Source organism: Sorangium sp. So ce406, from assembly GCF_051474675.1.
Lineage (GTDB): Bacteria > Myxococcota_A > Polyangia > Polyangiales > Polyangiaceae > Sorangium > Sorangium cellulosum_G.
The window spans coordinates 1,592,021-1,615,921 of the sequence record NZ_CP150340.1; the positions used below are offsets into that span (position 1 = coordinate 1,592,021).

Genomic DNA, 23,901 nt, shown 5'->3' on the forward strand with positions numbered 1-23,901 from the left:
GACCGCGCGGCGAACGCCGCGCACCCCCTATCGGAGAAGGCCTGTCGAGCCAAGCGGGCGAGTCCGGAGGAGCAGAGGTATGCGCATCCTGCTTATCACCAAGATCTTCCCGAACGCGATGAACCCTGGCCAGGCGCCGTTCAACCGGCGGCAGTTCGCGGCGCTGTCGCGTTATTGCGATATCGACGTCTTCGCGACGATCCCCTGGTTCCCCGGGGCCTCCAGGTTCTCCAAGTGGTCAGTCTCGAACGACGCGCCTCGCGAGGAGATCATCGAGGGGCTGCCGGTGCGACACCCGCGCTTCCTCTACCTGCCGAAGGTGGCGCCCTACCTGAACGGCCCGCTCTATGCGGCCTCGATGCTCTTCGAGCTCGCGCGGCACCACCCGGCGCCGGACGTCATCGTCGGCTCGTTCGCCTACCCGGACGGCTTCGCCGCGGTATGCCTGGCGGAGCTGCTCGGCGTCCCCGCGGTCGTCAAGGTGCACGGCTCGGACATCGACGTGCTCTCGCAGCAGCCGGCGGTGAGGCCGGCGCTGGAGTGGGGGCTCCGGCGCGCGACGCGCGTCGTCGCCGTGAGCAAGCAGCTCAAGGAGGGCGTCCACGCGCTCGGCGTGCCGCGCGATCGCATCGACGTGGTGATGAACGGCGTCGATCGCACCATGTTCCGTCCGCGCGACCGGGGCGAGGCCCGCGCTGCCCTCGGCCGCTCACCGGACCGCCGCCTGCTGCTCTACGTCGGTCACCTGCTCCGCGACAAGGGCGCGCTCGACGCGATCGCCGCGTTCGAGCGGCTCGCCCCGGCGCACCCGGACGTCGACCTCGTCCTGGTCGGGAGCGGCGCCGACGAGCAGGCCTGCAAGGCGGCGGCGGAGCGGCTCGGCCATCGCGTGCTGCTCACGGGGCGCCTGCCGCACGACCAGGTGGCGCGCTGGGTCGCCGCCTGCGACGCGCTGGTCCTGCCGAGCCACCACGAGGGGACGCCCAACGTCGTCATCGAGTCGCTCGCGTCCGGCCGCCGCGTCGTCGCGACGAACGTCGGCGGCATCCCCGACGTGCTGAGCAGCCCCGCGCTCGGCGAGCTCGTCGCGCCCGGCGACCTGCCCGCCCTGGTCGAGGCCATGTCGCGCGCGGCCCACGCGCCGTACGATCCCGAGCGGATCGTCTCGCTCGCCGGGTGCAGGGGGTGGGACGAGAGCGCGCGCGCGTTCTACAGCTCGATCCTCGCGGCGCGGGGCGAGCGCCCCGTGCAGGTCCCGGCGACGGAGATGCGGCCGGTGCTCCAGCTCGACGGCGCGCCCCCCTCGTCCAGGCGGTGGGCGCCTCCGCCCGCGTCGCGGCGGTTCCCCGAGGCCGCGCAGCTCGGCGTCGGCCAGGCCTGATCAGGCTCGAACCGGGCCTGGGGGGGAGCGCGGCGCCGCGCGCTCCTCCAGGCCTCTTCTCACGCCGCCGACGCGGCCTTGTCCGGCCGCAGGCGCACGGTGGGTCCAGGGTCCGGGGGCGGCGGCTCGCCGCGCGGCATCGCGGCGCGCGCCGCCCAGAAGCTCCGCGCGTCCTCCGCCGTCCACGGCGGCGTCGGCGCGGACGCGTCGAGCGCCGCCAGGAGCTCGCGCGCGCTCTGGTAGCGGTCGCCGGGCTTCTTGGCGAGGCACCGCATCACGACCTCTTCCAGCTCCGACGAGAGCGGCCACGGCGCGCGGAGCGACGGCGGGATCGGCGGCATCGTCAGGTGCGAATAGACGAGCTTGCCGAAGCTCCGCCCGTCGAAGGGGGCCACCCCGGTCAGCAGGAAATAGAGCGTCACCCCGAGCGAGTAGATGTCGCTGCGCGCGTCGATGGGGCCCGCGGAGATCATCTCCGGGGACATGTAGGTCGGCGTCCCCTTGATCACGCCGACGTCCGTCATGGTCGCGTCTCCCTCGAGGGTCACCTGCTTGGCGATCCCGAAGTCGAGCACCTTGAGCACGTCGTGCTCGTCGCCGACGCGCGTGATGTAGAGGTTGTGCGGCTTGATGTCGCGGTGGATGACGCCCGCGTCGTGCGCCTCCGCCAGCGAGAAGCAGGCCTGCCGCGCGAAGTGCACGACGCGGGCGGGGGGCATCGGGCCGTGATCGCGCACGAGGGTGGCGAGATCCGCGCCGGCCAGGTGCTCCATCGCGATGTAGAAGATGCCGTCGCTGCTCGCCCCGAAATCGAAGATCCGGATCGTGTGCGGCGACGTGAGGCGGCTCGTCGCGCGCGCCTCGCGCTCGAAGCTGCGCACCTCGCCCTCCGACTTGCTCTCGCTGCGGAGCAGCTTCAGCGCCACGTCGCGGCGGAGCGACTCGTCCCAGGCGAGCCACACCTCGTTCTGCCCGCCCCGGCCGACCGGCGCCACGAGCCGGTAGCGCCCGAGCTTGCGGGCCTCGTAGACCTGCTGGCGCGCCGACCAGAGGCCGTGGCTCGCCGCCGACACGAGGATCGCGGTGGCGAGCACGAAGATGTAGTTGCAGACGAAGACCACGAGCGACCGCTGCGACGACCACTGCTCCGCGAGCGCCGGGTCGAGCGACGCCCCCGCGCCCATGATGATCGGGAAGCTGAGCGCCACCGGGAGCGTCATCCGGAGCGAGCGGGTGAAGTGCGTGGGCAGGATCGTCGCGTCGACGAGCATCACGATCGAGAGCCCGTGCATGTAGTTCCAGGTGAGATCCCCGAACTCCAGGGCCATCACCGAGATCAGCCCCCCCGTGCTCCAGACCGCGAAGACGTGCGCCGCGTCGAGCAGCTCGGCCGAGGTCTGCTCGCGACGGGCGAGGAGGTAGAGCCAGAGCAGGATCACCTCGCCGAGCAGCCGGTAGAGCAAGAGCCGCGCGATCGAGGCGCTCGGGAACACCGCCACCACCACGAACACGTCGAGCGCCGCGAATGTGGGCCAGGTCACGAGCGCCGTGGGCAGGCCCCGGGCCATCGCGCGGCGCTCCTCGATCGCCTCGGCGCCGCGAAACCCCTGCGATCCCGACGGATGGAAGCTGCTCGAGGCGGTCATGTGCGGCGCGGCCCAGGGGGCATTGGAGCGCTGCGCTGGCGGGGAGTCAAAGCGCACGTCGCGCGATGGTGCGAGCGGGAACGATGGGGAACGACGGGGAACGACGGGGAACGACGGGAGGTCACGCGCAGGGGCGGGCTGCTACAGTGGCGCCCGATGCCGGAGCGATGCGCGTGGGTGACCGCCGATCCCGACTACGTCGCCTACCATGACGAGCAGTGGGGCGTGCCGCTGCACGACGACCGGGCGCTCTTCGAGATGCTGATCCTCGAGGGCGCGCAGGCGGGGCTGAGCTGGCTCACCGTGCTGCGCAAGCGGGCGGCCTACCGCGAGGCGTTCGCGGACTTCGACCCGTCCCGCGTCGCCCGCTTCACGCCGGCGCGCGTCGAGAAGCTCCTCGCGAACCCCGGGATCGTGCGCAACCGGCTCAAGGTCGAGTCGGCGGTCAACAACGCGCGCCGCTACCTGGAGGTGCAGCGCGAGCACGGCAGCTTCGACGCGTACCTCTGGGGTTTCGTCGGCGGGGCGCCCGTCGTGAACGCCTTCCGGTCGCCCGCGGAGGTCCCCGCGAAGACGGCGATCTCGGACGCGCTCAGCAAGGACCTCGTGCGCCGCGGCTTCAAGTTCGTCGGCTCGACGATCTGCTATGCGCTCATGCAGGCGACCGGGATGGTCAACGATCACCTCGTGAGCTGCTTTCGCCACGGGCAGGTGCTCTCGGGCGCGCGCGGCCGGGGCGCCGCGGGGAGGTAGGCTCGTGGCGAGGATCGGCTACTACGTCCACGGGCGGGGGCGCGGGCACGCGAGCCGCGCGCTCGCGGTCACGCGGGCCCTCCGCGAGCGCGGCCACGAGCTCAGGATCTACGGCGGCGGCCAGGCGGCGGAGCAGCTCGGCGCGCTGCCGGAGCACCGCCCCGTGCGGTACATCGCTCGAGGCCTCGGCGGCGCCCTCGAGGTCCCCCGCCGCGTGGCGAAGGACCTCGTCGAGCAGGCGCGCTTCCGGCCCGACGTCATCGTGAGCGACGGCGATCTCCCCTCGCTGCTCGCTGCGCGCGCGCTCGCGATCCCCGCGATCGCGATCGGCCACGACCTCGTCTTCTCGCGCTGCCGCCTGCCCGAGGGGCTGCCGCGCCTGCGGGTGCTCGCGTGCCGCCAGACGACGTGGGCCTCGAGCCGGGCGCGCCACGCGGTCGCCGTCCACTTCCTGCCCATCGAGCCCGGGACGCCGGGTACCCTCGTCGCGCGCCCGGAGCGCCGGCCGCCGCCCGCGGGCGCCGCGGCCGACGTCGAGGCCGGGGCCGTCGTCTGCTACTTCAGCGAGTACGACGCGCGCGGCATGCTCGAGCGCGTCGCGCGCGCCGGTCGGCGCGTCATCGCGTTCGGCGCCCCCGGCCTCGACGTGCCCGGCGTGCAGGCGCGGCCGTTCGATCCCGGCGCGTTCCTCGCCCACCTCGAGGCCGCATCCGCGGTCGTGACCACCGCCGGCAGCAACGTCCTCGCCGAGTGCGTGCTCGCCGGCAAGCCGGTGCTGGCGCTCCACGACGAGCGTCATCACGAGCAGACGCTCAACGCGCTCCTCGCCGAGCGCGCCGGCGTCGCGGTCGCGAGCTCGTTCTCCGCGTTCACGCCGGCCACCGTGGCGCGCTTCTTCGATCGCGTGCGCGCAGGCGACTTCGCGCGCGTCGACCTCGCGGGCGCGCTCCCTGATGTGCCGTCGGCCGCGCTCGCCATGCTCGACGAGGCGCGCCGGGTCGCCTAGGTGCATCGCCGCGTTCGCACCTCGCGCCGCGGTTGCGTGTGGCGTCCCGGGCACAAGGTTTGCTAAACGTCCCGCGAACCCGCGACCCGGCGGTGCGGCGACCCGGCGACCTGACGATTCGGACTGAAGAGGCGAGGAATGGCTGCTGTGGGCCAGCAGCAGGCCGCGCTCGAGGGGCGCGGAGAGACACGGCCGCACGAGGCGCGACACGAACGTCATATCGCCCATCGCGCCGCGCGCACCGGTGCTTGACGACGGTCTGCGCCGCTTCTCGAAGGAGCAACGAAGATGACCATGGATGCAATTCGGCCGCTCGGTGACCCCCGGAGCGATCGCGCACAGCACGAGGCGATCGCGTCGACGCGCCACATTCCATCGGCGGGATCGGCGCGGGGAGGGCACTCCTTCGCCCGGCCGCACGCGGCGGTTCCCGAGAATCCCTTCGCTGCCCTCTCCGGAGCCAACGGGCGGCCGCTCAAGGTCGCCATCCTCAGCGACTTCACGCGCATTCCTTACGCGAACGGCGCGGTCTTCCAGACGCGGGCCCTGTATCGGGCGCTCAACACCTGTGGTCATCAGGCAACACTGATCGGACCCCGGGATCCGGACGCCTCGGCCGACGAGATGCCCCCCGGCACCATCGCCCTGCCCAGCGTGCCGCTGCGCACCTACCCCGGGGTGCACCTGCCGATGCCCCTGGAGTCCTACGTTTTCGATCCGATGCGGTGGGATTTCGACATCTGCTTCGCCCAGACCACGACGCTCCTCGTCGAGTTCGGCATCTGGCTGCGCAAGATGCGCGGCACCCCGCTGCTCTGCGTGAACACGACGCACCTCGCGGCCGCGTACGACGTGCTGCTGCCGGAGCGCATCTCGCGGATCGGCGCGGTCCACACGGTGCTCCACAAGACGCTCCGCGCGCCGATGGAGCGGCTCTTCGTCGACCTCTACAACCAGGGCGACGGGCTCGTCGTGCTGAGCGAGGGCCTGCGCGACTACTGGCGCGACCGGGGCGTGAAGGTGCCGATCCACGTCATCCCGCGGATGGTGCCGGAGGACGTGTTCGATCGCTCGCTCGGCCCCGACCCGTACGCGCCGCTGCTCGAGGAGCGCGGGCTCGACGTGCGCGGCCCGCGCTTCGTCTGCGCCGGGCGGCACACCCGCGAGAAGTCGCAGCACCGCCTCATCCGCATCTTCGCCGAGCACATCGCGCCGAACCACCCGCAGGCGACGCTCACGCTCGTCGGCGACGGGCCGGACAGCGCGGCGTACGCGGCGCTGGCGCGGGAGCTCGGCGTCGCCCGGCGGGTGATCTTCACGGGCGAGGTGCCGTACAGCCGCATCTCGGACTACTACCGCCACGCGACCGCCTTCCTGCACGTGTCGCTGAGCGAGACGTTCGGCAACGTCCTCAGCGAGGCGCTCTGGTGCGGCTCCCCGACGGTCGCGTTCGCGGACGGCATGGGCGTGAGCTCGCAGATCCAGAGCGGCCACAACGGCCTGCTGCTCGAGCCGGGCCGCGGCGCCCTCGCGGAGGACAAGGCGAACGCCGCGTTCGCCAACGCCGCGCTCGCGCTCGCGCGGGACCCGGCGGCGGCCGCGCGCCTCGGGGCCGCGGCCGCGCAGCGCGCGCGCGAGCGCTCCTCGCCGATCGTCGTGCAGCGGATGCTCGCGAACGCCTTCGTGAACGCGCGCGAGCACGCGGCGCAGTCCGGCATCCGCCCGCTCGTCGAGGGGCCGAAGGCGCTCCAGTGGCTGGAGACTTTCCGGCACTTCCGCTCCTGGGTGGGCTTCACCGGCGGCCTGTTCGCCTTCGGCCACCTGCGCCCGGCCGCGGCGCCGCGGCCGAAGGGGATCCAGCCGTCGTTCTGCGCTTGAATTCGCATGATTTGCCGTGATTGCGCGCGCTCGCGCGCGCTCGCGTGATTCGCGCGTGAGAGGCTGCTCGCCGTCGTTCCGCGCGCCGCGCGCGTGGTAAGACCTGCCCCGCGCCGGGCCAATTCCCGGCGCCGGCTCGAGGTGTTCTTCGCATGCTCCTCAGGATGATCGGGACGCTCGTCGACTTCAGCGGGCGGCGTCCCTGGCTCGTGATCGGCCTGGCGATCGCCGCCATGGCAGGGCTGTGGACCTACGCGTCGCGGCTCGAGCTGCGCACGGAGCTCCGGGAGCTCCTGCCGAGCGACAGCCCGGCGTTCATGGCCTACGAGCGCCAGGCGAGGCGCGTCGACGGCGGCGCGCAGCTCATCGTGATCGCGGAGTCGCCCGATCGCGGCGCGAACGAGCGGTTCATCGACGCGCTCTCCGAGCAGCTCGAGGAGCCGCTCCGGCGCCGCGCGGCGTGCCTCGCCGCGTGCGCCGACGACGCGTGCCGCGCCGCGTGCGGGCCGGAGTCGCTCATCCGCTACGTGGAGTCCGGCACGAAGGAGGCGCGCCGCTTCTTCGACGAGAACAAGTGGCTCTACGCGAGCGTCCGCGAGCTCGAGCAGGCGGACGAGGCGATCGAGCTCGAGCTCGCGCTGAGGAGCGGCCTCATCGAGGACCTCGACGCCGGCGAGGCCGGCGGCGCGAGCGGGGGCCAGGCGGCGGGCGCGCCGGCCAAGAAGGGCCTGTCGCTCGACGACACGTGGGCGGAGCTCCAGCGGCGGCTGAAGAAGATCGACGAGTTCCCGAGCGGCTACTTCTCGACGCCCGACGGGCGCATGGTCGCGATCCGCATCGTCTCGCGCAGCGCCGGGATGGGCGATCGCAGCGCGGCCCAGCTCCTCGACGACGTGACCGCGCTCGTCGATCGCCTCGGGCCCGCGCAGTTCCACCCGGACATGCAGGTCGGGTACGCGGGCGACATCCCGAACGCGATCGCCGAGCAGAAGTCGCTCGTCAGCGAGGCGGTGTGGGCGACCGCCATCGCGCTGGTGCTGATCCTCGCGGGCGTGGTCGCCTACTACCGCTCGCCCTGGTCGCTGGTCGTGATCGCCCTGCCCACGGCCTTCGGCGCGAGCGCCGGCTACGCGTTCGCGACCGCGACGTACGGCTACGTCAACACGGTCGGCGCGTTCCTCGGCGCGATCATCGTCGGCAACGGGGTCAACTACCCGATCGTGCTCCTGTCGCGGTACCGCGACTTCCGCGCGCGCGGCATGGCGGCGGACGAGGCGCGGCGCGAGGCGGTCGTCAATGCGTTCCGGGCCGAGCTCGTCGGCGCCTGCGTGGCGGCGATCGCCTACGGGTCGCTCACGATCACGCACTTCCGCGGGTTCAGCCAGTTCGGCACGATCGGCTTCGTCGGGATGCTCGCGGTGTGGGCCTCCATCGTGCCGCTCGTGCCCGCGACGCTCGTCGCGATCGAGCGCGTCCAGGCGAGGCTCCCGCGGTGGCTGCGCGATCCGCCGCCGCGCGTCTCGGAGGAGGGCACCTCCGGGCCCGCGGCGCGGCTGCTCGCGCGCGCGACGAAGCGGTGGCCGGTCGTGATCCTGGCCATCGCGCCGATCGTCCTGATCCTCGCGGCGTGGAAGCTCCCCGCGTACCTGAGGGACCCGTGGGAGTACAACTTCGCGCGGCTCGGCTCGAAGAGCTCGCAGCAGAAGGGCGCGGGGAGCTGGTCGCTCAAGGCGTCCGAGGTCTTCGGCGGCAAGATGAACGTCGCGGGCGCGATGATGCTCGCGGACACGCCCGAGCAGGTGCCGGCCATCAAGGCGCAGATCCTGGCGAACGACGCGGCGGACCCGCAGGGGAGGCTCGTGGCCGACGTCGCGACCATCGCCGACCTGCTCCCCGGCACGCCCGAGGAGCAGCGCCGGAAGATCGAGGTCCTGGAGCGGATCCGGAGCCGCTTGACCCCGCGCGTGATGCGCGCGCTGTCCCCGGAGGAGCAGGAGCGCGTCCGGCTCATGAAGCCCCCGGAGACCCTGCGCGTGATCACCCCCCAGGACCTGCCGGACCTCATCCGGCGCAGGTTCGAGGAGAACAACGGCGTCGTGGGCACGGTGTTCTACGTGAAGTACAAGAACGACGTCTCGTTCTCGAACGGCAAGAACCTCCTCCGGATGGCGAACACGACCGGCAACATCGTCCTCCCCGACGGCACGCACGTCGTCACGGCGAGCAGGCCGACGGTGTTCGCCGAGATGATCCGGTCGATGGAGCGCGACGGCCCGCTCGCGACGGCGGCGTCCTTCCTGGCCGTCACGATCGTGGTGGTGCTCGCGACCGGCAGCCTGCTCGGCTCGTTCACGGTGCTGTCGTCCCTCGTGCTCGGCGTCCTCGCGACGGCGGTCGCGATGGCCATGCTCGACGTGAAGATCAACTTCCTGAACTTCATCGCGCTGCCGATCACGTTCGGCATCGGCTGCGAGTACCCGTTCAACGTCTTCGACCGCGCGCGGCTGCTCGGCGGCGACGTGTCGCTCGCGCTGAAGCGCTCGGCCGGGCCGGTGGCGCTCTGCAGCTACACGACCGTGCTGGGCTACGGGTCGCTCGTGTTCGCCGACAACCAGGCGCTGAACTCGTTCGGCTGGGTCGCGGTGAGCGGCGAGATCGCGTGCGTGGCGAGCGCCCTCCTGTTCCTCCCCGCGTTGCTGCACGTGATGAACCGCTCGGGCATGCTGCGGGGCGCGTGGAAGAGCGGCCTCCTCTGGCGCGGGAGCGAGCACTCATGAAGATCCTCGACGTCGCGGAGTTCTTCTCGTCGCGCGGGGGCGGCGTGCGGTCGTACCTCGAGGAGCTCGTGCGCCAGGGCAGCCGGCGCGGCCACGAGGTGGTCGTCGTGGCGCCCGGGCCGCGCGACGAGGAGGTCGAGCTCGAGCGGGGGCGCATCGTGCGGGTGGCCGGCCCGCCGATGCCGTACGACCCGACCTACCACGCCCTCCTCCGGCTCGGCGCGGTGCGCGCGATCATCCGCCGCGAGGCGCCCGACGTGCTGCAGGCGAGCGCGCCGTACACGGCCGCGCTCGTGGTCGCGCGCGAGCGGTCCGTCCCGCTCCGCACCTTCGTGTACCACTCCGACCAGATCAGCACGTACGCCGCGCCGCTGCTCGACCGGCTGCGCCCGCGCGCTGTCGCCCGCGCGCTGGAGGGCGCGCTGTTCGCCTGGCCGCGGGCGCTGTCGCGGCGGTTCGACGCGACGATCGCCCCGGGCACGTTCATCGCGGAGCAGCTCCGAGCGCACGGCTGCGAGCGCGTCCACCGCGTCACGTTCGGCGTGCGGCGCGAGTCGTTCGACCCTTCCCGCGCGGACCCGGCGCTGCGGCGGAGCCTGCTCGGCCGGTTCGCGGACGATCCGTCGGCCGCGCTGCTCCTCGTCGCGTGCCGGCTCGCCGTCGAGAAGCGGGTCGCGCTCGTGATCGACGCGGCGCGGGAGCTCGCGGCGCGGCGCCCGGTCGCGCTGGCGATCCTCGGCGACGGGCCCGAGCGGGCGCGGCTCGAGCGGCGCGCCGCGGCGCTGCCGCAGGTGAGCTTCCTCGGCTTCGCGAAGGACCGCGCCACCTACGCGGCGCTGCTCGCCAGCGCCGACGTCTTCGTCCACGGGGGCGCCGCCGAGACGTTCGGCTTCGTGCTGGGCGAGGCGCTCTGCTCGGGCCTGCCGCTCGTCGTCCCCGCGGCCGGCGCGGCGATGGACTTCGTGAGCCCCGGCGCCGCCGAGACCTACCCGGCGCGCGCCCCGGCCGCCGAGGTCGCCGCCGCGATCGAGCGGGTGCTGCAGCGCCCCCGGGGCGAGCGCGCCGCCGCGGCCCGCGCCGCGGGCGAGCGGCTGCCCGCCAGCGACGACCACTTCGACGCCCTCTTCGCCCTCTACGCGGACCTGCTCGCGCGCGGCCAGGCCGCCGGCGGCGTGGCGGGACGCTCACGACCGCCCCACCACCCCTGATCGGAGCCGCGCATGCGCTTTCTCCACCCCGAGCGTGACGAGAGCCTGGAGCTCGCCCTCGAAGACGTGTTCCTGACCCCCGGGTACTTTGCCGGCGGCTCGCGCCTCGACACCGACCTGCGCCCGACGGACTTCCCCGGCGGCTCGCACCCGATCGTCTCGGCGAACATGAACGCGGTCACCGGCAAGCGGATGGCCGAGACGATGGCCCGGTTCGGCGGGCTCGGCGTGCTGCCGCAGGACATGGATCTCGACACGGTCGAGCGCATCGTCCGGCACATCAAGCGCGCCGATCCGCGGTACGACACGCCGCTCTCGGTCTCCCCGCGGGCGACGCTCCGCGACGTGCACGGCATCATCCGGAAGCGGTCGCACGACATGGTCGTCGTGGTCGACGACGAGCGCCGCCCCATCGGCATCGTCACGCACGCCGACCTGCGCAACCGCGACCAGTACACGCCCGCGTCCGCGCTCATGTCGTCGCGCCTCATCACCATCCCGGCCGGCACGCCGAACCGGACGGCGTTCCTGCTGATGGAGGACGCGCGCGTGAAGGCGGTGCCCGTGCTCGACGGCGACGGGCGGCTCCACGGCGTGCTCACGCGCGACGACGCCGTGCGCCTGGAGCTCCTCAGGCCGACGCTCGACGACGGCGGCGAGCTCATGGTCGCCGCGGCGATCGGCATCTCGGCGCAGGCGGCCCAGAGCGCCGCCAGGCTGCTCGAGATCGGCGTCTCCGCGATCGTGCTCGACACGGCGCACGGCCACCAGCGCCGGATGCTCGAGGCGATCCGCGCGGTGCGGGGCGCGGTCGGCGGCGCCGCGCCGCTCGTGGCCGGCAACGTCTGCACGGCGGAGGGCACGCGGGAGCTCATCGAGGCGGGCGCGGACATCGTGAAGGTGAACGTCGGCCCCGGCGCGATGTGCACGACGCGCATGCAGACCGGCGCCGGCCGGCCGACGTTCACGTCGGTGCTCGCGTGCGCCCGCGAGGCCGCCCGTCACGGCAAGCGCGTCTGGGCCGACGGCGGCGTCCGGCACCCGCGCGACGTGGCGCTCTACCTCGCCGCCGGCGCCTCGCGCGTCATGGTCGGGACGACGCTCGCCGGCACCTACGAGAGCCCGGGCGACGTGATGGAGGACCGCGAGGGGCTGCTCTACAAGGAGAACTACGGCATGGCGAGCGCCCGCGCCGTCAGCGAGCGCACCGCCGATCTCGACCCGTTCGAGCGCGCCAAGAAGGTCTTCTTCCGCGAGGGCATCTCGACGTCGCGCATCTACATCCAGGAGGGGCGCGAGAGCGTCGGCGCCATCCTCATCGAGATGATCACGGGGGTGCAGTCGGCGTGCACCTACGCCGGCGCGGCGAACCTCGACGAGCTCCACGAGAAGGCCGTCATCGGGGTGCAGACGCTGGCCGGCTACGGCGAGGGCAAGCCGCACGGGCTGGAACGGCGTTGACGCGGCGTTGACGCCGTTGACGCGGCGTTGAACGCGACGGGCAGCGCGGCGATGACGGAAAGGTGACGTGACATCCACCCGGGCAGCGACAAATCTCCGGCTGCTTACCGTCGAGGTCATCCATGCCGAGCGATCCTGCCCCGCGTTTTTCCGCCCCCCGCCGCGCGATTCGCCGGTTCATCGGCCAGACCTGGCTCTCCGTGTTCGGCTGGCGTGTCGAGGGCGTGACGGATCTCCCGCCGAAGGCGGTGCTGATCGCGGCGCCTCACACCTCGAACTGGGATTTCCCGTTCACGCTCGCGGTGAGCTACGTGCTCGACCTCGAGTTCTCCTGGCTCGGCAAGCACACCCTCTTCGAGCCGCCGTTCGGCTGGTTCTTCCGGTGGCTGGACGGCATCCCCGTCGATCGCCGCGACCGGAACAACCTCGTTGCGGCGGTGGTCGACATCCTGAAGCAGCGCGACGAGCTCATTCTCGTCGTCGCGCCCGAGGGCACGCGCTCGCGCACGAAGCGATGGAAGACGGGCTTTTATTACGTGGCGCTCGGCGCCGGCGTCCCGATCATCCTCGGTTATCTCGATTTCCCCCGGAAGCGAGGCGGGATCCTCCACGTCTTCTACCCGACGGGCGATATCGAGGCCGACATGGCGACGATCCGCCGTCTCTACGAGGGCATCGAAGGAAAGCATCCGGGCCGGATGAGCGAGATCACGCTCGGCGCCCGGAGCCCCCAGGCGAACGGGGTAGCGCAGCACCCGTGAGGTCGGGGCCGGCGGCGCCGCGGCGCTGTCGAGCGCGCTGCTGAGGGGCCCGAGCCCTGAGATCGGGCCCGCCGCTCGCGGCGCGGGTCGGGCCGGTCGCGGCGCGGACAGCGCCTGGCGACGACGTCAGCGCAGGGAGGGCGCGCGCAGCGACGAGGCGGGCCCCGCCGTGATCCGCTCCGTCAGGGCGCCCGCGAGCGCCCACTCGTACGTCGAGCGATCCGTGTAGACGACGAAGCGGCCGCCCGTGGCGAGGTTGGCGACCGTGACGCCCATGGCGACGAGCCCCGGCCGGACGAGGATATGGACCTCCTTCAGCTTGCCGGGATTCCGCAGGTGCCACGACGTGAGCTTGGCGCGGACGTCGCTGTCATAGCCGGTGCCGAGCTCGAAATCGTCGAACACGATCGGGCGCATGCCCGACTCGATGAGCGTCTCCAGGTGCCTGACCGCCGGCTCGACGAGCTCGAGCGTCGCGTACCCCTCGAAGCGCCGCGTCACGACGTCGGACGCGGGCGTGCGAACATCCAGGACCCCCCGCGACGTCGACCAGCGATCGCCCCGCGCTCCGAGCCGTGTGTGTGCCAAATCCATCTCGAATTCGAGACCTTAGTCGATGGGCGGCGCTTCGCCATGCGATCCTTGGGCTCCGCGCCGTCCGCCGATTCCGGGATCCGACCGCCCGCGTAGCCCTCGCCGAGGGCGCGCCGCCCGGCGGCCGCGCCCGCGCGGCGGCGACGCCCGGGGGGGAGAGCGCGCCGCGCAGGTGGGCGAGCGCGCCGCGCCGGTGGGCGAGCGCGCCGGCGAGGCGGCGGGCGGGGGCCGCGGGGCGGGGCGGGGCGGCCGGCGCGCCCGGTTGCGGTCCCGCGTCGGCGAGCGCCGTCGGCGCGGCCGAAAGCGGCTATGATGCCGCCGCTGATTCGCCGCCGGCCGGTGCCGGCGGCTCGCGAGGCGTCCTCGCCCGCAGCAGAGCGACGAAGGAGGATCTACCGAGATGAGAGGACATGTATCGAAGGTGCTGCGGCTCGCTGTCGTGGCGTTCGCGTGCGCGATGATGGCGGGCTGCGGCGGCCCGCTGCGCTACACGCCGCAGGGCATTGGGAAGGCGCCGGGCGCCGACGCCGTGATCGTGGCCGACGTCAACTTCGACGCGGCCATGACCCGCCTCGACATCACCGCGAAGAACCTCCCGCCGCCGGATCGCCTCGATCCGAGCGGCTCCGCCTACGTCGTCTGGGCGCGCCCGGACAGCGATTCGCCCTGGCAGCGGGTCGGCGCGCTCAACTTCGACGCCGACGACCGCACCGGCAAGCTCAAGGACGTGAGCGTGCCGCTCACCCGGTTCGAGCTCGTCATCAGCCTCGAGAAGGCCAGCAATCCCGGGTCGCCTTCCTCGGAGCTCGTCTTCAAGCAGGACGTCGAGTACTGACAAGGCTGCGTATCCGCCGGACGGGCGGGGCTCGGCGGATACCTGGCGAGGCACCGGCGGATGCCTGGCGAGGCATCGCCGGATACCTGGCGAGGCACCGGCGGATGCCTGGCGAGGCACCGGCGGATACCTGGCGAGGCACCGGCAGATGCCTGCCGAGGTGCCGGCGGATGCCTGGCGAGGTGCCGGCGGATGCCTGGCGAGGCATCGCCGGATGCTCCGCGCGGCGGTGCATGAACCTCGGTCCGGGGTGATCGGACGGCGGCGCCGGGAGGGAGGATGCCTGGCCAGCCGCCGCCGGTGCCAGGCCTGGACGGTGGGGTTGCCCGGCGGAGCCCGCGGCGCCGTCAGATCGGCTCGGGCGTCGTCGGCTCAGGCTTCGGCGCCTCGGGCCTCTTCCCCTTGCGCGCTTGCTTGGTCATCGCCCGGAAGTCGTCGAGGACCGGCGCCAGGATGGCGCGGAATGTCGCGTTCTGGCGGGCGATCGTACGCGCCAGATCGAGCGCGGCGAGGCCTGGACCGATGACCATCTCGCCGGTGGCGAGGGCGTCGTCGTCGAGGTGGCGCGCCAGATCCTCGAGCGCGTCGGCGACCTTCTGCTCGGCCACGGCGCGCTTCAGGCGCCGCTCGAGCAGCTCCACCTCGAACCGCTCCGGGTCATCGCCGTCGTCCTGGTCCCCGAGCACGTGGAACGACCGCGCGAGCGCGCCGTCCTTGCCGTCCCTGGGGCGCAGGAGCGCAAACAGCTTGGCCAGCGGAGGCCCCAGCACGCCGAGACTGCGTCCGACGCTGCGCTTGCGCCGGCCCTCCTCGAGCCGCTCGAGACCAGGCCAGAGCAAGCGGATGGCCTCGATGTGATCGAGCGTCTTCTCGACGCGCTGCTCGATCTGGGCAGAGGATAGCTGGTCGACGTCCGTGGGGTCTTGTGCAGGTTGCTTGGGCATGAACTGACCTCCTTGGTTGGGCGCGCGCCGAGCGCGGCGCGCGCGGATCCGAGGAAGCTACGTGGAGGTCGCTGTCACAGGCAATCCGCTCCAGGCGACGGAGATTTGCTCAGCCGCCCGAAGGCGCTTCGCAGCAGAGGCCCTCTGACACGGCCTGCGGAGCGCAAGCGCAGCGCGTGCGGCGCTCGGCCGACGCGTCGCCGCTCCCACGGCAGGCGAGCTCGCCTCGATCGGCGCACGCCTCCGTTCATCGCCCCGCGCGGGCCGTGAACGCGAGTCGACGGCCGTCCCATCGACGTGCTCCCAGCGTCCCCGGCGAGCCTGTCACACGCTCGGCCCAGACGGCCTCCCTCCACAATCGAACGCCAGATTCAGTCGATGGGTTTTTGTTCACCGGAGCTTGACGGTCGCGCTCGCATCGAACACTGTTCCGCTCACATCGAGGCTGGCGCTGCTTGGAACGCTCGCCGCCGGCTTCGATAGCGCTGCTCGATAGGGGCCGTGTCTGGCGGGAAGAGCGCTCAGGAGGCGCTCTCGCTCGACGCTGCCAGGAAGAGCAGGAGTACCTGCGGCTGTAGCCGTCCATCGCGTCCACGATCGTCAACTCGTGGCCCGATGCAGCCGCGTTACATGTCGACTTCGCCCCAGAAGCGCCGGCCGCTCGGCGGCGGAGGCCGAGGCTCCGCCCGCGGGGTGAGCGCACGCTTCCCGCGTGCGCGAGCCCTGAGCCGGCGATCTCCTCGTTTCAAAGAAGAAGGTTGGTTCATGATGCTGGTTTCCAGGAAGATGAAGTTCAGAAGCCTCGCTGGCGTGCTCGCTGGTGCTGTCGGTCTGGTCGCCGCTCAGGCGTCGGCAGGCGTGGTCGTGGGTAAGCCCACCCCGCACGGCAACACCGCGTACCCCGAAGCCGGGACAACCATGGCGCGGGCAGGGACCTTCACGCTGGTCGGCGCGCTTCAAGAGCACGTGAAGATCAGCGGCGAGGCAGAGCCCACGTTCCCCAGCACGATGCAGGGCGCCGTCTACTTGATGAACGGGACGAGCGCCACGCCCCAGCGCGTCTACCAGTTCCCGGGGGTCGCCCACTTCAACCTCCAGGCCGGGAGCCAGCTCGCCATCTCGAGTCGCTTCCTCGCGTTCGCGACGCGAGGCACGAGCTCCTCCACCTCTCCGCTGGCGAACTCCGTGTTCATCGCCCGGAACAGCAACGGCTCATGGGGGGAGTGCCCCCTGGTCAGCGGTCAGCGCAACTGCAACGGGGCTGTGCGCGAGAACGGACAGAACATCAGCCGCGCGCTCACCCGGATCCCGCTCACGCACCCCGCGGACATCAGCTTCAAGGACATCACGCTCGCCCTGTCCGACGACTACCTCGTGATCGGCTACAAGCGACAGAGCGTGCTCGAGATCTACCGCTACAACAGCTCGAACGACACGTGGCTCCTCGAGCTCTCGCTCGACGAGCCGGACGAGCGCTTCACCGGCGCTGCGGTCGCGATCGACGGCGACCTGGTCGCGGTCGCGTCGCCGTGGTCCGAGGGGGGCACCGCCGGGGTCGAGCTCGGCTCGGTCCGCATCTTCCGCAGGAACGCCGTCTCCAGCACCTGGAGCTCCGTGGCCATCACGAGCGGCTATTTCTCGACCGGCGCCTTCGGGCGGAGCCTCGCCCTGGATTCCGGGAACCTGGCCGTCACGTCCGGCGCGACGTTCCCCGTCAACGGCGTTACCCCGCAGCAGCACCTCTCGTTTTACCGGGTGGCGTCCGACGGCACGATCTCTGCGCGCCAGACGCTGGAGACGGCCTACCCTCACGTGCACCTGGCGCTCGACGGCGACACGTTGGCCAGCACGGTCAGCGATGGCTCCGAGGGCCTCTCGATCTACAAGCGCGCTGCCGCGTCGGGGCAGTGGGCCTACGAGGCCGGTCTGATTCGCGACTTCTACAAGAGCGTCAACAGCTCCAACCTCGGGTACGGCGGGATCGATCCCATCGGCCTCGTAGGTGACGACCTGGCGCTCGGCTGGCGCGCCTTTTCGGGCCTGCTGGGCGGCGTGATCCACGAGAAGGCCAGCCTGATCGACGCTTGCCGAGACCCTCTCAACCTCGTGAGCAATTGCTCTTTCGACAATGTGACCAACACCGCGCTCGGGGGGAACCAGAGCAGCAGCGGCTGGCAGGTCCTCAACTGGAACGGCGCCTCGTCATGGGCGGACTTCAGCGGCCGCCAGATGCGCATCAACGTGCAGCAGCCCGGATCCGACATGTGGCACATCCAGGCTCGCACCACGGTCAACTTGCCGCAGGCGGGGCGCTATCTGCTGACGTTCCGCGCCAAGGCGGACGACGTGCGCACGTTCGTGGTGAACCTGGGGCGCAACGGCAACAGCGACAACAACTGGGCGAGCTACGGTCGCGTGACCGCGGCGGCGGGCCCCGAGTGGGTCATCTACTCGTTCGAGCTTCCGAACGTCCCGCAGGATCCCGCGGCGCTGCTCGACTTCAACGTCGGCAACGCAGGAACCGCGGCTGTCACCGTGGACAGCGTGAAGCTCGTCCGTCTGACGCAGTAACCACGCCGCGCGGCCTCGGCGCAGGGGCCACGGAAACTCGCGCACCCCGGGCGTGCTCCTGGCGTCTCGTACAGCCATGCTGTAGCTGACAGGACCTGCGGGACATCGCCGCCGGGGGAGGCGGTGATGGATGGTCCGCGGGAGCGTGCCGCGCGCCCGCGGCGCAATGCGGCCCCCAGCAGCAGAACGCGACCGAGGGTTTCAGTGCGATAACAAACATCGCACCTCGATGGATCGAAATGTTCGCGACGACACCCCTCCAGGTGCCCGGGCGAGCGAGTCGAGGACGCCACGACAGATCATCTGAAGGCTCACGCCCCCTGGCGGCATCAACCCCTGTGTGCGGCCCACATCCGGGCGGCGCGCGACTGTCCGTGTGCTGATGCGCGGCGAAAGGAGCGTCATGGTCGTTATTTGCGAGCGGCGTGCAGAGGTCTTCCTCGCCATGGCGATGGCCACGAGCGCGATCATGGGGTGCTCGAGCCCCCCTGCGGCAGCCCTGGGAGAGGATCCGGATGGGCATCAGGGGCCGGCCATCGACGACGTGGTGGCACAGGAGTGAACGCATCGTCGTTTGTTGCGGTTTGAATATTCCATCGGCAGCGCCGATGCTTCCTCTCGCGGTACCACCCCTTCGTAATGGTTGAGCAATTTATGAACCAAGCGCGCTTGATTACCCTTGCGGCCCTGCTCTTGCCTGGACTCGCGTTGAGCGGGGCATGCTCCAGTGAACCGTCCGATGACCCGAAGGAATCCATTCTGGATCCCGGTGGCGAGGAGGCGCCCGCCGACGATGGCGAGGAGGCGAACGCCGACGATGGCGAGGAGACGCCCGCCGACGATGGCGGGGAGACGCCCGCCGACACGTCGCCGGACTGGCAGATGTTCACCTGTCAGGCTTCGAAGTCGCCCATGTTCCAGAGCCGCGACGTGTTGAACATGCGGATCTCTGCCGATTTCACGAAGCTGAACGGTGCACCCACGAAAGAGGAATCGGGCTCACAGGCCGTGATCGAGCTGAGCGACCAGAGCGGCGCGGCGCCGATCACCGCGAACATCATCGCCCGGGGAGTCTCGCGCTTCAATTGCGGTTTTCGCCCGTTCTCGCTCAAGTTCGAGGAAAAGCAGAAAGACAACCTCTTCGCGCACCTCGGCAAGTCGGTGAAGTTCGTCACGCATTGCGGAGACAGGGAGGGCTTGTCCCCCACGCTCAAAGCGGATTCCCTCGAGACCTACGAGCAGCGCTTGCTGATGGAGGACACTGTTTATCAGGTGCTCGATCAGCTGCAGGTGCCCTCGCTCAAGACGCGGCTCGTACGGCTCACCTACCACGACGCGCCGACAGGCAAGGAGGAGACGCACCTCGCGTTCGTGCGCGAGCCCGAGGACGAGATGGCCGAGCGCTGCGGCATGGTGGAAATGGAAGAGCTGTCCGGGGTCGATACCTCGCAGCTCAAGGTGGACCAGAATGGTCTATTGCTGCTGAACCTGCTGCACGATTTCGTGATCCAGTACGACGGGATCGAAGGGAAGAACCTGGTCACCATGGTCGACGTCGAGCGTAACGCGATACGTTACGCTCCCTACGATTTTGACCTGGTGGGCGTGTCCCGGCCAGATTACGTGGCCAACAAGGGGCGCACGCTCGAACAGAACCGCGACGCGTTCGCGGACTGGCTGCGGCGCAACCAGAGCCCCACGCTGTTCGACCAGATCGAGTTGATGCTGGCTCGAGCCGACCAGATGCAACGCGCCGTCGATCAGTCGACCCTGAACGAGGAGAACCGTGAGGTCTTCTCCCGCTGGCTCTCGCTTTACCTGGGCCTCCTCCAGGATTTTCGCGCGTGCGAGGGGCACACGGACGACCCGTCGCGGCCCCTGTGTCACGTGGAAGACGACCACGGCGATCGCCCCGATTCGGCCAGCGCGGTCGAGCCCGGCGAGTGGAGCGCGCGCATCGAGCCGCCCGGTGACGCGGACATGTTCGCCGTGGATCTGCAGGCGAACACGCTTTACTCCTTCGGTGGCCGCGTGCCCCTCGAGCTCTTCGATGCCCAGCAGAACCTCGTGGCGTCGGCCTCGGAGCGGACCGTCTCGTTCAAGCCGAGCCAGACGGGCACATACTACCTCCGGGCCTCGCTGGGGGAAAAGATGATCTCGTCGCCGCTGTTCCCGAGCCCCGACGATATCGATCGTTACATCTCCTTCTACACGGACGATCACGGTGCGTCCCTGGAGACGGCGACCACGCTGGAGGCCGGCAAGGACATGGAGGGCAAGTGGGAGCTGGCCAAGGGAGAAGACGAGGATTGGTTCTTGCTGAGCGCAGGCGCATCGACCAACCTCCACATCGTGCTGCGGGATACGGACACTGGCCTCGTCGAAGTGAGCCGGCGCGACGCGCCGGCCGAAGAGCTCCCCCTCGAGGAATATCTCATGGAAGGTGACAATGACGTGTCGGCGCTCTTCGACCAACCTGGCGAGTACGTCGTCCGGGTCATCCAGTTGCTCGGCCTCCGAGCCAACGGTTCCTACACCGTGACGCTGCAATAGCGCGATCCTGAAACAGGCGGCCGCGCATCCAAGGGCCCAGCAGCGGGGCGGCGAGCGAAGCGACGGTGGGGACACAGCCGACCTCGTGGTGCGCTCGCTCCTTCGCCGAGCTCAAGCCCTCAGCCGACCGCCCCTCCGCCATCGACCACGCTCGCGTGCGGGCCCCTCGCGGGGGCGCGCAGCGTGGGATCATCGCCCGAGAGCTGGGGCAGCATCGCGACGAACGCCCAGTCCTGCCCGCCCGAGTCCTCGAACGTCAGGTGAACGCGGTCGCCGTCGCGCTCGAACGTGATGGTGAACAGCGCCCGGTCGAGCACGGCGTCGTCCGACGTCGTGAACGGCTCCTCGTGGTCCTCCTCGACGAGGAACTCGGCCGACGCCGCCGCGCGAGCCTGCGGATCGTCCACGCGCACCACCAGCCGGGGCACGTCGGTGCAGTGCACCGCGCCGAGCCCGCGCAGCAGCACCGCACGCAGCCACGCGCCGCCGAGATCGAAGCCGCCGCCCCAGAAGAACACCAGGCGATCGACGGTGAGCACGTTCGCCTCGTCGTTGAACAGGCCCTTGAGCAGGAACCGCGACGCTGCGTCGCCCGGCCACGGCACGCCGTGCCGCCGCCCGAACTCGACCAGCGGCGCGGGCACCGCGCCCTCGCTCCACGGCGCGTCGGCGGTCTTCTCGTAGGTGACGTAGTCCGCGACGAGCCGCCGCAGCTCCGCGGCAGCCTGCTCCGCCGCGGCGATCGTCGAGAACTCCGCTGCCTGCATCACGACCTGACTCATGCGTGCAGCGTATACGATTCCTCGGGGCGACGGCGAGGATACCGCCTGTTCGCGGGACGCCGAGCTCCAGGCGACACCGGAGCTCGACGGGACAGGCTGCCGTCGTTCGCGGAAGCCAGCGGACTCGTGACCACGGAGACCAGCGTCGGCGTGGCGAAGACCATCACGACCGCTCGTTCTGGCGAAACCCCGTCAAACAAGGCCGCCCCGCTCGCGTTCGGGAGCGGGCGCGTCGTCCGCCTCCGCGGGCTGTTGCGGCTTCGCAGGGGGCGGTCCGATGTGCCGGCGCCAGGGGCCCGCAGATGCGAGCACCCACCGTCCGTCCGTCCTGCGTGGGCGCCGTGCGAGCCTGTCGAAGCGCCGTCCGGGGCGCTGGCGACGATAAGGACTCTCCTGAGCCGCTGGCGGCTGGCGTCCTCTCGATTCCATATCAGTCTAGTGCGCTGAACATCGACCGCCTGCGTGTCCGTCAGGCTCGAAACGCGCCTTGGAGGGACATCGCCGTTCCCGCGAAACGCGGAGAGATGAGGTGCCAGTGCCAGCGGACCTCCTGAGAAGCGCTCCGTTCACGAGGGGCCTGTCGCCGCTCGTCATCGCCGCTGTCGTGACGGCGCACGGCTGCGGCCGCCCCGGTAGATCGTCGAGCCCGGAGGCCGTCGGCGGCGGGGACGTCGCCAGCGGCGGTGGCGGCGGGGACGTCGCCAGCGGCGGCGGCGGGGGCAGCGGCGGAGGCGGCGTGCCTTGCGGCGTGGCGGCGGACTGTCCCGGGGCCGACAGCGAGTGTCAGCGGCGCACCTGCGAGGGCGGCCTGTGTGGGCTCGACCCCGCGCCGCGGGGGAGGTCCGCGGCCGAGCAGGTCCCGGGCGACTGCAAGCAGCGCGTCTGTGACGGGCAAGGCGCCGTGATCGAGCTCGAGGACGAGCGAGACGCCTTCTCCGACGGGGACCCGTGCTCCGCCGACGTCTGCGTCGCCGGCGCGCCGGAGAACCCGCCGGCGCCGGCGACCACGGTGTGCGGAGGGGCCGACGCGCCTGGAGGGCGCTATTGCGACGGCAGCGGCGCCTGCGTCGAGTGTCTCGCCGCGGGCGATTGCCTGAGCAACGTCTGTGTCGCGAACCGGTGCGTGGCGCCCGGCTGCGGCGACGGCGTGATGAACGGGGCCGAGACGGACGTCGACTGCGGAGGCTCCGCCTGCGTGCCGTGCGCGGATCTCTCGGCCTGTCTCGCCGATACGGACTGCCAGAGCGGGATATGCAGGGACGGACGGTGCGCGGCGTCCTCGTGCAGCGACGGCGCGAAGAACGGCGCCGAGACGGACGTCGACTGCGGCGGGCCGGCGTGCTCGCCGTGCGCCACCGGCGAGGGGTGCGCCGTGGACGGCGATTGCCTGGGCGAGCGGTGCTCGGGGACGACGTGCCTCCCGTCGTGCACCGACGTCGCCCGGAACGGGGCCGAGACGGACGTCGACTGCGGCGGCCCGGCGTGCGTCGGCTGCGCCGCCGGCATGCGCTGCGCGGCCAGGCGCGACTGCCTGAGCGGCGTGTGCAGCGCGGCGGGGACGTGCGCGGCGCCCGCGTGCGGCGACGGCGTCGTCAACGCCGCCGCCGAGGCGTGCGACGACGGCAACGCGAGCAACACCGACGCCTGCCTCAGGACGTGCGCCGCGGCCTCGTGCGGCGACGGGTTCGTGCAGGCCGGCGTCGAGGGCTGCGACGACGGCAACGCGATCACCACCGATGCGTGCCCGGTGGGCTGCGCGCGGGCCGCGTGCGGCGACGGCTTCCTGCGCACCGGCGTCGAGGCGTGCGACGACGGCAACCGGAGGGCCGGCGACGGGTGCAGCCCCGGGTGCATCGTCGAGGGCTGCGGCGACGGCGCGGTCCGGGCCGGCGAGGAGTGCGACGACGGCGACGCCGACAGCACCGACGGCTGCCCGATCACGTGCCGCGTCGCCCGGTGCGGCGACGGCTTCGTGCAGGCCGGCGTCGAGGGGTGCGACGACGCCAACACGTCGAGCGGCGACGGCTGCAGCGCGACCTGCGTCGTGGAGGCGAGCTACACGTGCCGGGGGACGCCCAGCACGTGCACCTACGCGAAGGAGCGCAACTGCGGCGACGCGGACGACAACGACCTCGACGGCGACACGGACTGCGATGACCCGGACTGCGCGCTGGGCTGCGAGGACGCCGCGGGGGCTTGCGCGCCCGGGCAGGTGCTGTGGGTGCAATCGTCCACCGACGTTCCCAGGAACGTCGCGGATCGCTCCGTCGCCTCGAGCCTGCTCCCGGTGGCCTCGGCCGGCGCGATCCGGCGCGTGACGCTGGAGCTCGACATCACGCATGCGTTCGACGGAGATCTCGATATCTCGCTCTCGTCCCCCGCGGGCGCGACGGTCGATGTCTCGAGCGACAACGGAGGTTCTGGCGACAACTACCGCGGGACGGTCTTCGACATGGATTGCGCGTCCCCGATCACGTCCGCGATGGCGCCCTTCCGCGGGTGCTTCCGCCCGGAGGCGTCGTTCGGAGCCTTCCTGTCCGGACCGGCGAACGGCACGTGGACCCTCCGGGTCGGGGACGACGCCGGCTCCGACGCCGGCACGCTGAACTCGTGGTCCCTCGCCCTCTGCATCGAGCGCTGAGCGTGCGCTGACGAGCGCTGATCGAGCGCCGGCTGCCGGCCGCGCCCATCCGGCGTCGTCCGCCGCGCCCATCCGGCCCGGTCCGGCCGCGCTCGCCGGACCCTGTCTGC

The 23,901-nt window shown here is 71.5% G+C and carries 17 protein-coding genes; 13 read left to right on the forward strand and 4 right to left on the reverse strand.

What is annotated here, in order from left to right:
- Positions 1-79: 79 nt before the first annotated feature.
- Positions 80-1,381, forward strand: coding sequence for a glycosyltransferase family 4 protein (locus tag WME96_RS05825; RefSeq protein WP_437289176.1), 1,302 nt, complete (start codon positions 80-82; stop codon positions 1,379-1,381).
- Positions 1,382-1,440: 59 nt separating this feature from the next.
- Here the strand turns inward: WME96_RS05825 and WME96_RS05830 are convergent, their stop codons facing one another.
- Positions 1,441-3,027: a serine/threonine-protein kinase gene (locus tag WME96_RS05830; RefSeq protein ID WP_437289177.1), complete on the reverse strand. Its 1,587-nt coding sequence runs from the start codon at positions 3,025-3,027 to the stop codon at positions 1,441-1,443.
- A gap of 156 nt (positions 3,028-3,183) precedes the next feature.
- Between WME96_RS05830 and WME96_RS05835 the strand changes: the two genes are divergently transcribed.
- From WME96_RS05835 to WME96_RS05865, 7 genes are all read left to right on the forward strand, one after another.
- On the forward strand, positions 3,184-3,780 hold the full coding sequence (locus tag WME96_RS05835; protein WP_437289178.1) for a DNA-3-methyladenine glycosylase I: 597 nt from the start codon (positions 3,184-3,186) through the stop codon (positions 3,778-3,780).
- Between the two features lie 4 nt (positions 3,781-3,784).
- Positions 3,785-4,786, forward strand: a complete 1,002-nt coding sequence (locus tag WME96_RS05840; protein ID WP_437289179.1) for a glycosyltransferase family protein — start codon at positions 3,785-3,787, stop codon at positions 4,784-4,786.
- Between the two features lie 294 nt (positions 4,787-5,080).
- Positions 5,081-6,664 (forward strand): glycosyltransferase, encoded by a 1,584-nt coding sequence (locus WME96_RS05845; RefSeq protein ID WP_437289180.1) that lies wholly within the window; start codon positions 5,081-5,083, stop codon positions 6,662-6,664.
- 152 nt (positions 6,665-6,816) lie between these two features.
- On the forward strand, positions 6,817-9,441 hold the full coding sequence (locus tag WME96_RS05850) for an efflux RND transporter permease subunit (RefSeq protein WP_437289181.1): 2,625 nt from the start codon (positions 6,817-6,819) through the stop codon (positions 9,439-9,441).
- On the forward strand, positions 9,438-10,649 hold the full coding sequence (locus WME96_RS05855) for a glycosyltransferase (RefSeq protein ID WP_437289182.1): 1,212 nt from the start codon (positions 9,438-9,440) through the stop codon (positions 10,647-10,649). The genes WME96_RS05850 and WME96_RS05855 overlap by 4 nt, the downstream gene beginning before the upstream one ends.
- 12 nt (positions 10,650-10,661) lie before the next feature.
- Entirely contained in the window at positions 10,662-12,110 is a 1,449-nt protein-coding gene (locus WME96_RS05860) for a GuaB1 family IMP dehydrogenase-related protein (RefSeq protein ID WP_437289183.1), read from the forward strand.
- A gap of 122 nt (positions 12,111-12,232) precedes the next feature.
- Positions 12,233-12,871, forward strand: a complete 639-nt coding sequence (locus tag WME96_RS05865) for a lysophospholipid acyltransferase family protein (protein ID WP_061618836.1) — start codon at positions 12,233-12,235, stop codon at positions 12,869-12,871.
- Between the two features lie 126 nt (positions 12,872-12,997).
- On the opposite strand, the gene WME96_RS05870 is transcribed toward WME96_RS05865, so the two are convergent.
- Positions 12,998-13,465 (reverse strand): hypothetical protein, encoded by a 468-nt coding sequence (locus WME96_RS05870; RefSeq protein ID WP_437289184.1) that lies wholly within the window; start codon positions 13,463-13,465, stop codon positions 12,998-13,000.
- Between the two features lie 400 nt (positions 13,466-13,865).
- On the opposite strand from WME96_RS05870, the gene WME96_RS05875 reads away from it, so the two are divergent.
- Positions 13,866-14,300 (forward strand): hypothetical protein, encoded by a 435-nt coding sequence (locus WME96_RS05875; RefSeq protein WP_437289185.1) that lies wholly within the window; start codon positions 13,866-13,868, stop codon positions 14,298-14,300.
- Positions 14,301-14,647: 347 nt separating this feature from the next.
- Here the strand turns inward: WME96_RS05875 and WME96_RS05880 are convergent, their stop codons facing one another.
- Positions 14,648-15,244: a hypothetical protein gene (locus tag WME96_RS05880; RefSeq protein WP_437289186.1), complete on the reverse strand. Its 597-nt coding sequence runs from the start codon at positions 15,242-15,244 to the stop codon at positions 14,648-14,650.
- Between the two features lie 765 nt (positions 15,245-16,009).
- Between WME96_RS05880 and WME96_RS05885 the strand changes: the two genes are divergently transcribed.
- The 3 genes from WME96_RS05885 to WME96_RS05895 all read left to right on the forward strand — a co-directional run bounded on the left by WME96_RS05885 (position 16,010) and on the right by WME96_RS05895 (position 20,368).
- Complete coding sequence (locus WME96_RS05885) at positions 16,010-17,815, forward strand: carbohydrate binding domain-containing protein (protein ID WP_437289187.1); 1,806 nt, start codon at positions 16,010-16,012, stop codon at positions 17,813-17,815.
- A gap of 403 nt (positions 17,816-18,218) precedes the next feature.
- Entirely contained in the window at positions 18,219-18,377 is a 159-nt protein-coding gene (locus WME96_RS05890) for a hypothetical protein (protein WP_437289188.1), read from the forward strand.
- Positions 18,378-18,469: 92 nt separating this feature from the next.
- Positions 18,470-20,368 carry a hypothetical protein gene (locus tag WME96_RS05895; RefSeq protein ID WP_437289189.1) on the forward strand — a complete coding sequence of 633 codons (1,899 nt, stop codon included), beginning with the start codon at positions 18,470-18,472 and terminating at the stop codon, positions 20,366-20,368.
- A 119-nt stretch (positions 20,369-20,487) separates the two neighbouring features.
- On the opposite strand, the gene WME96_RS05900 is transcribed toward WME96_RS05895, so the two are convergent.
- Positions 20,488-21,150 (reverse strand): hypothetical protein, encoded by a 663-nt coding sequence (locus WME96_RS05900; RefSeq protein ID WP_437289190.1) that lies wholly within the window; start codon positions 21,148-21,150, stop codon positions 20,488-20,490.
- Between the two features lie 535 nt (positions 21,151-21,685).
- Between WME96_RS05900 and WME96_RS05905 the strand changes: the two genes are divergently transcribed.
- Positions 21,686-23,791, forward strand: a complete 2,106-nt coding sequence (locus tag WME96_RS05905) for a DUF4215 domain-containing protein (protein WP_437289191.1) — start codon at positions 21,686-21,688, stop codon at positions 23,789-23,791.
- Positions 23,792-23,901 lie beyond the last annotated feature (110 nt).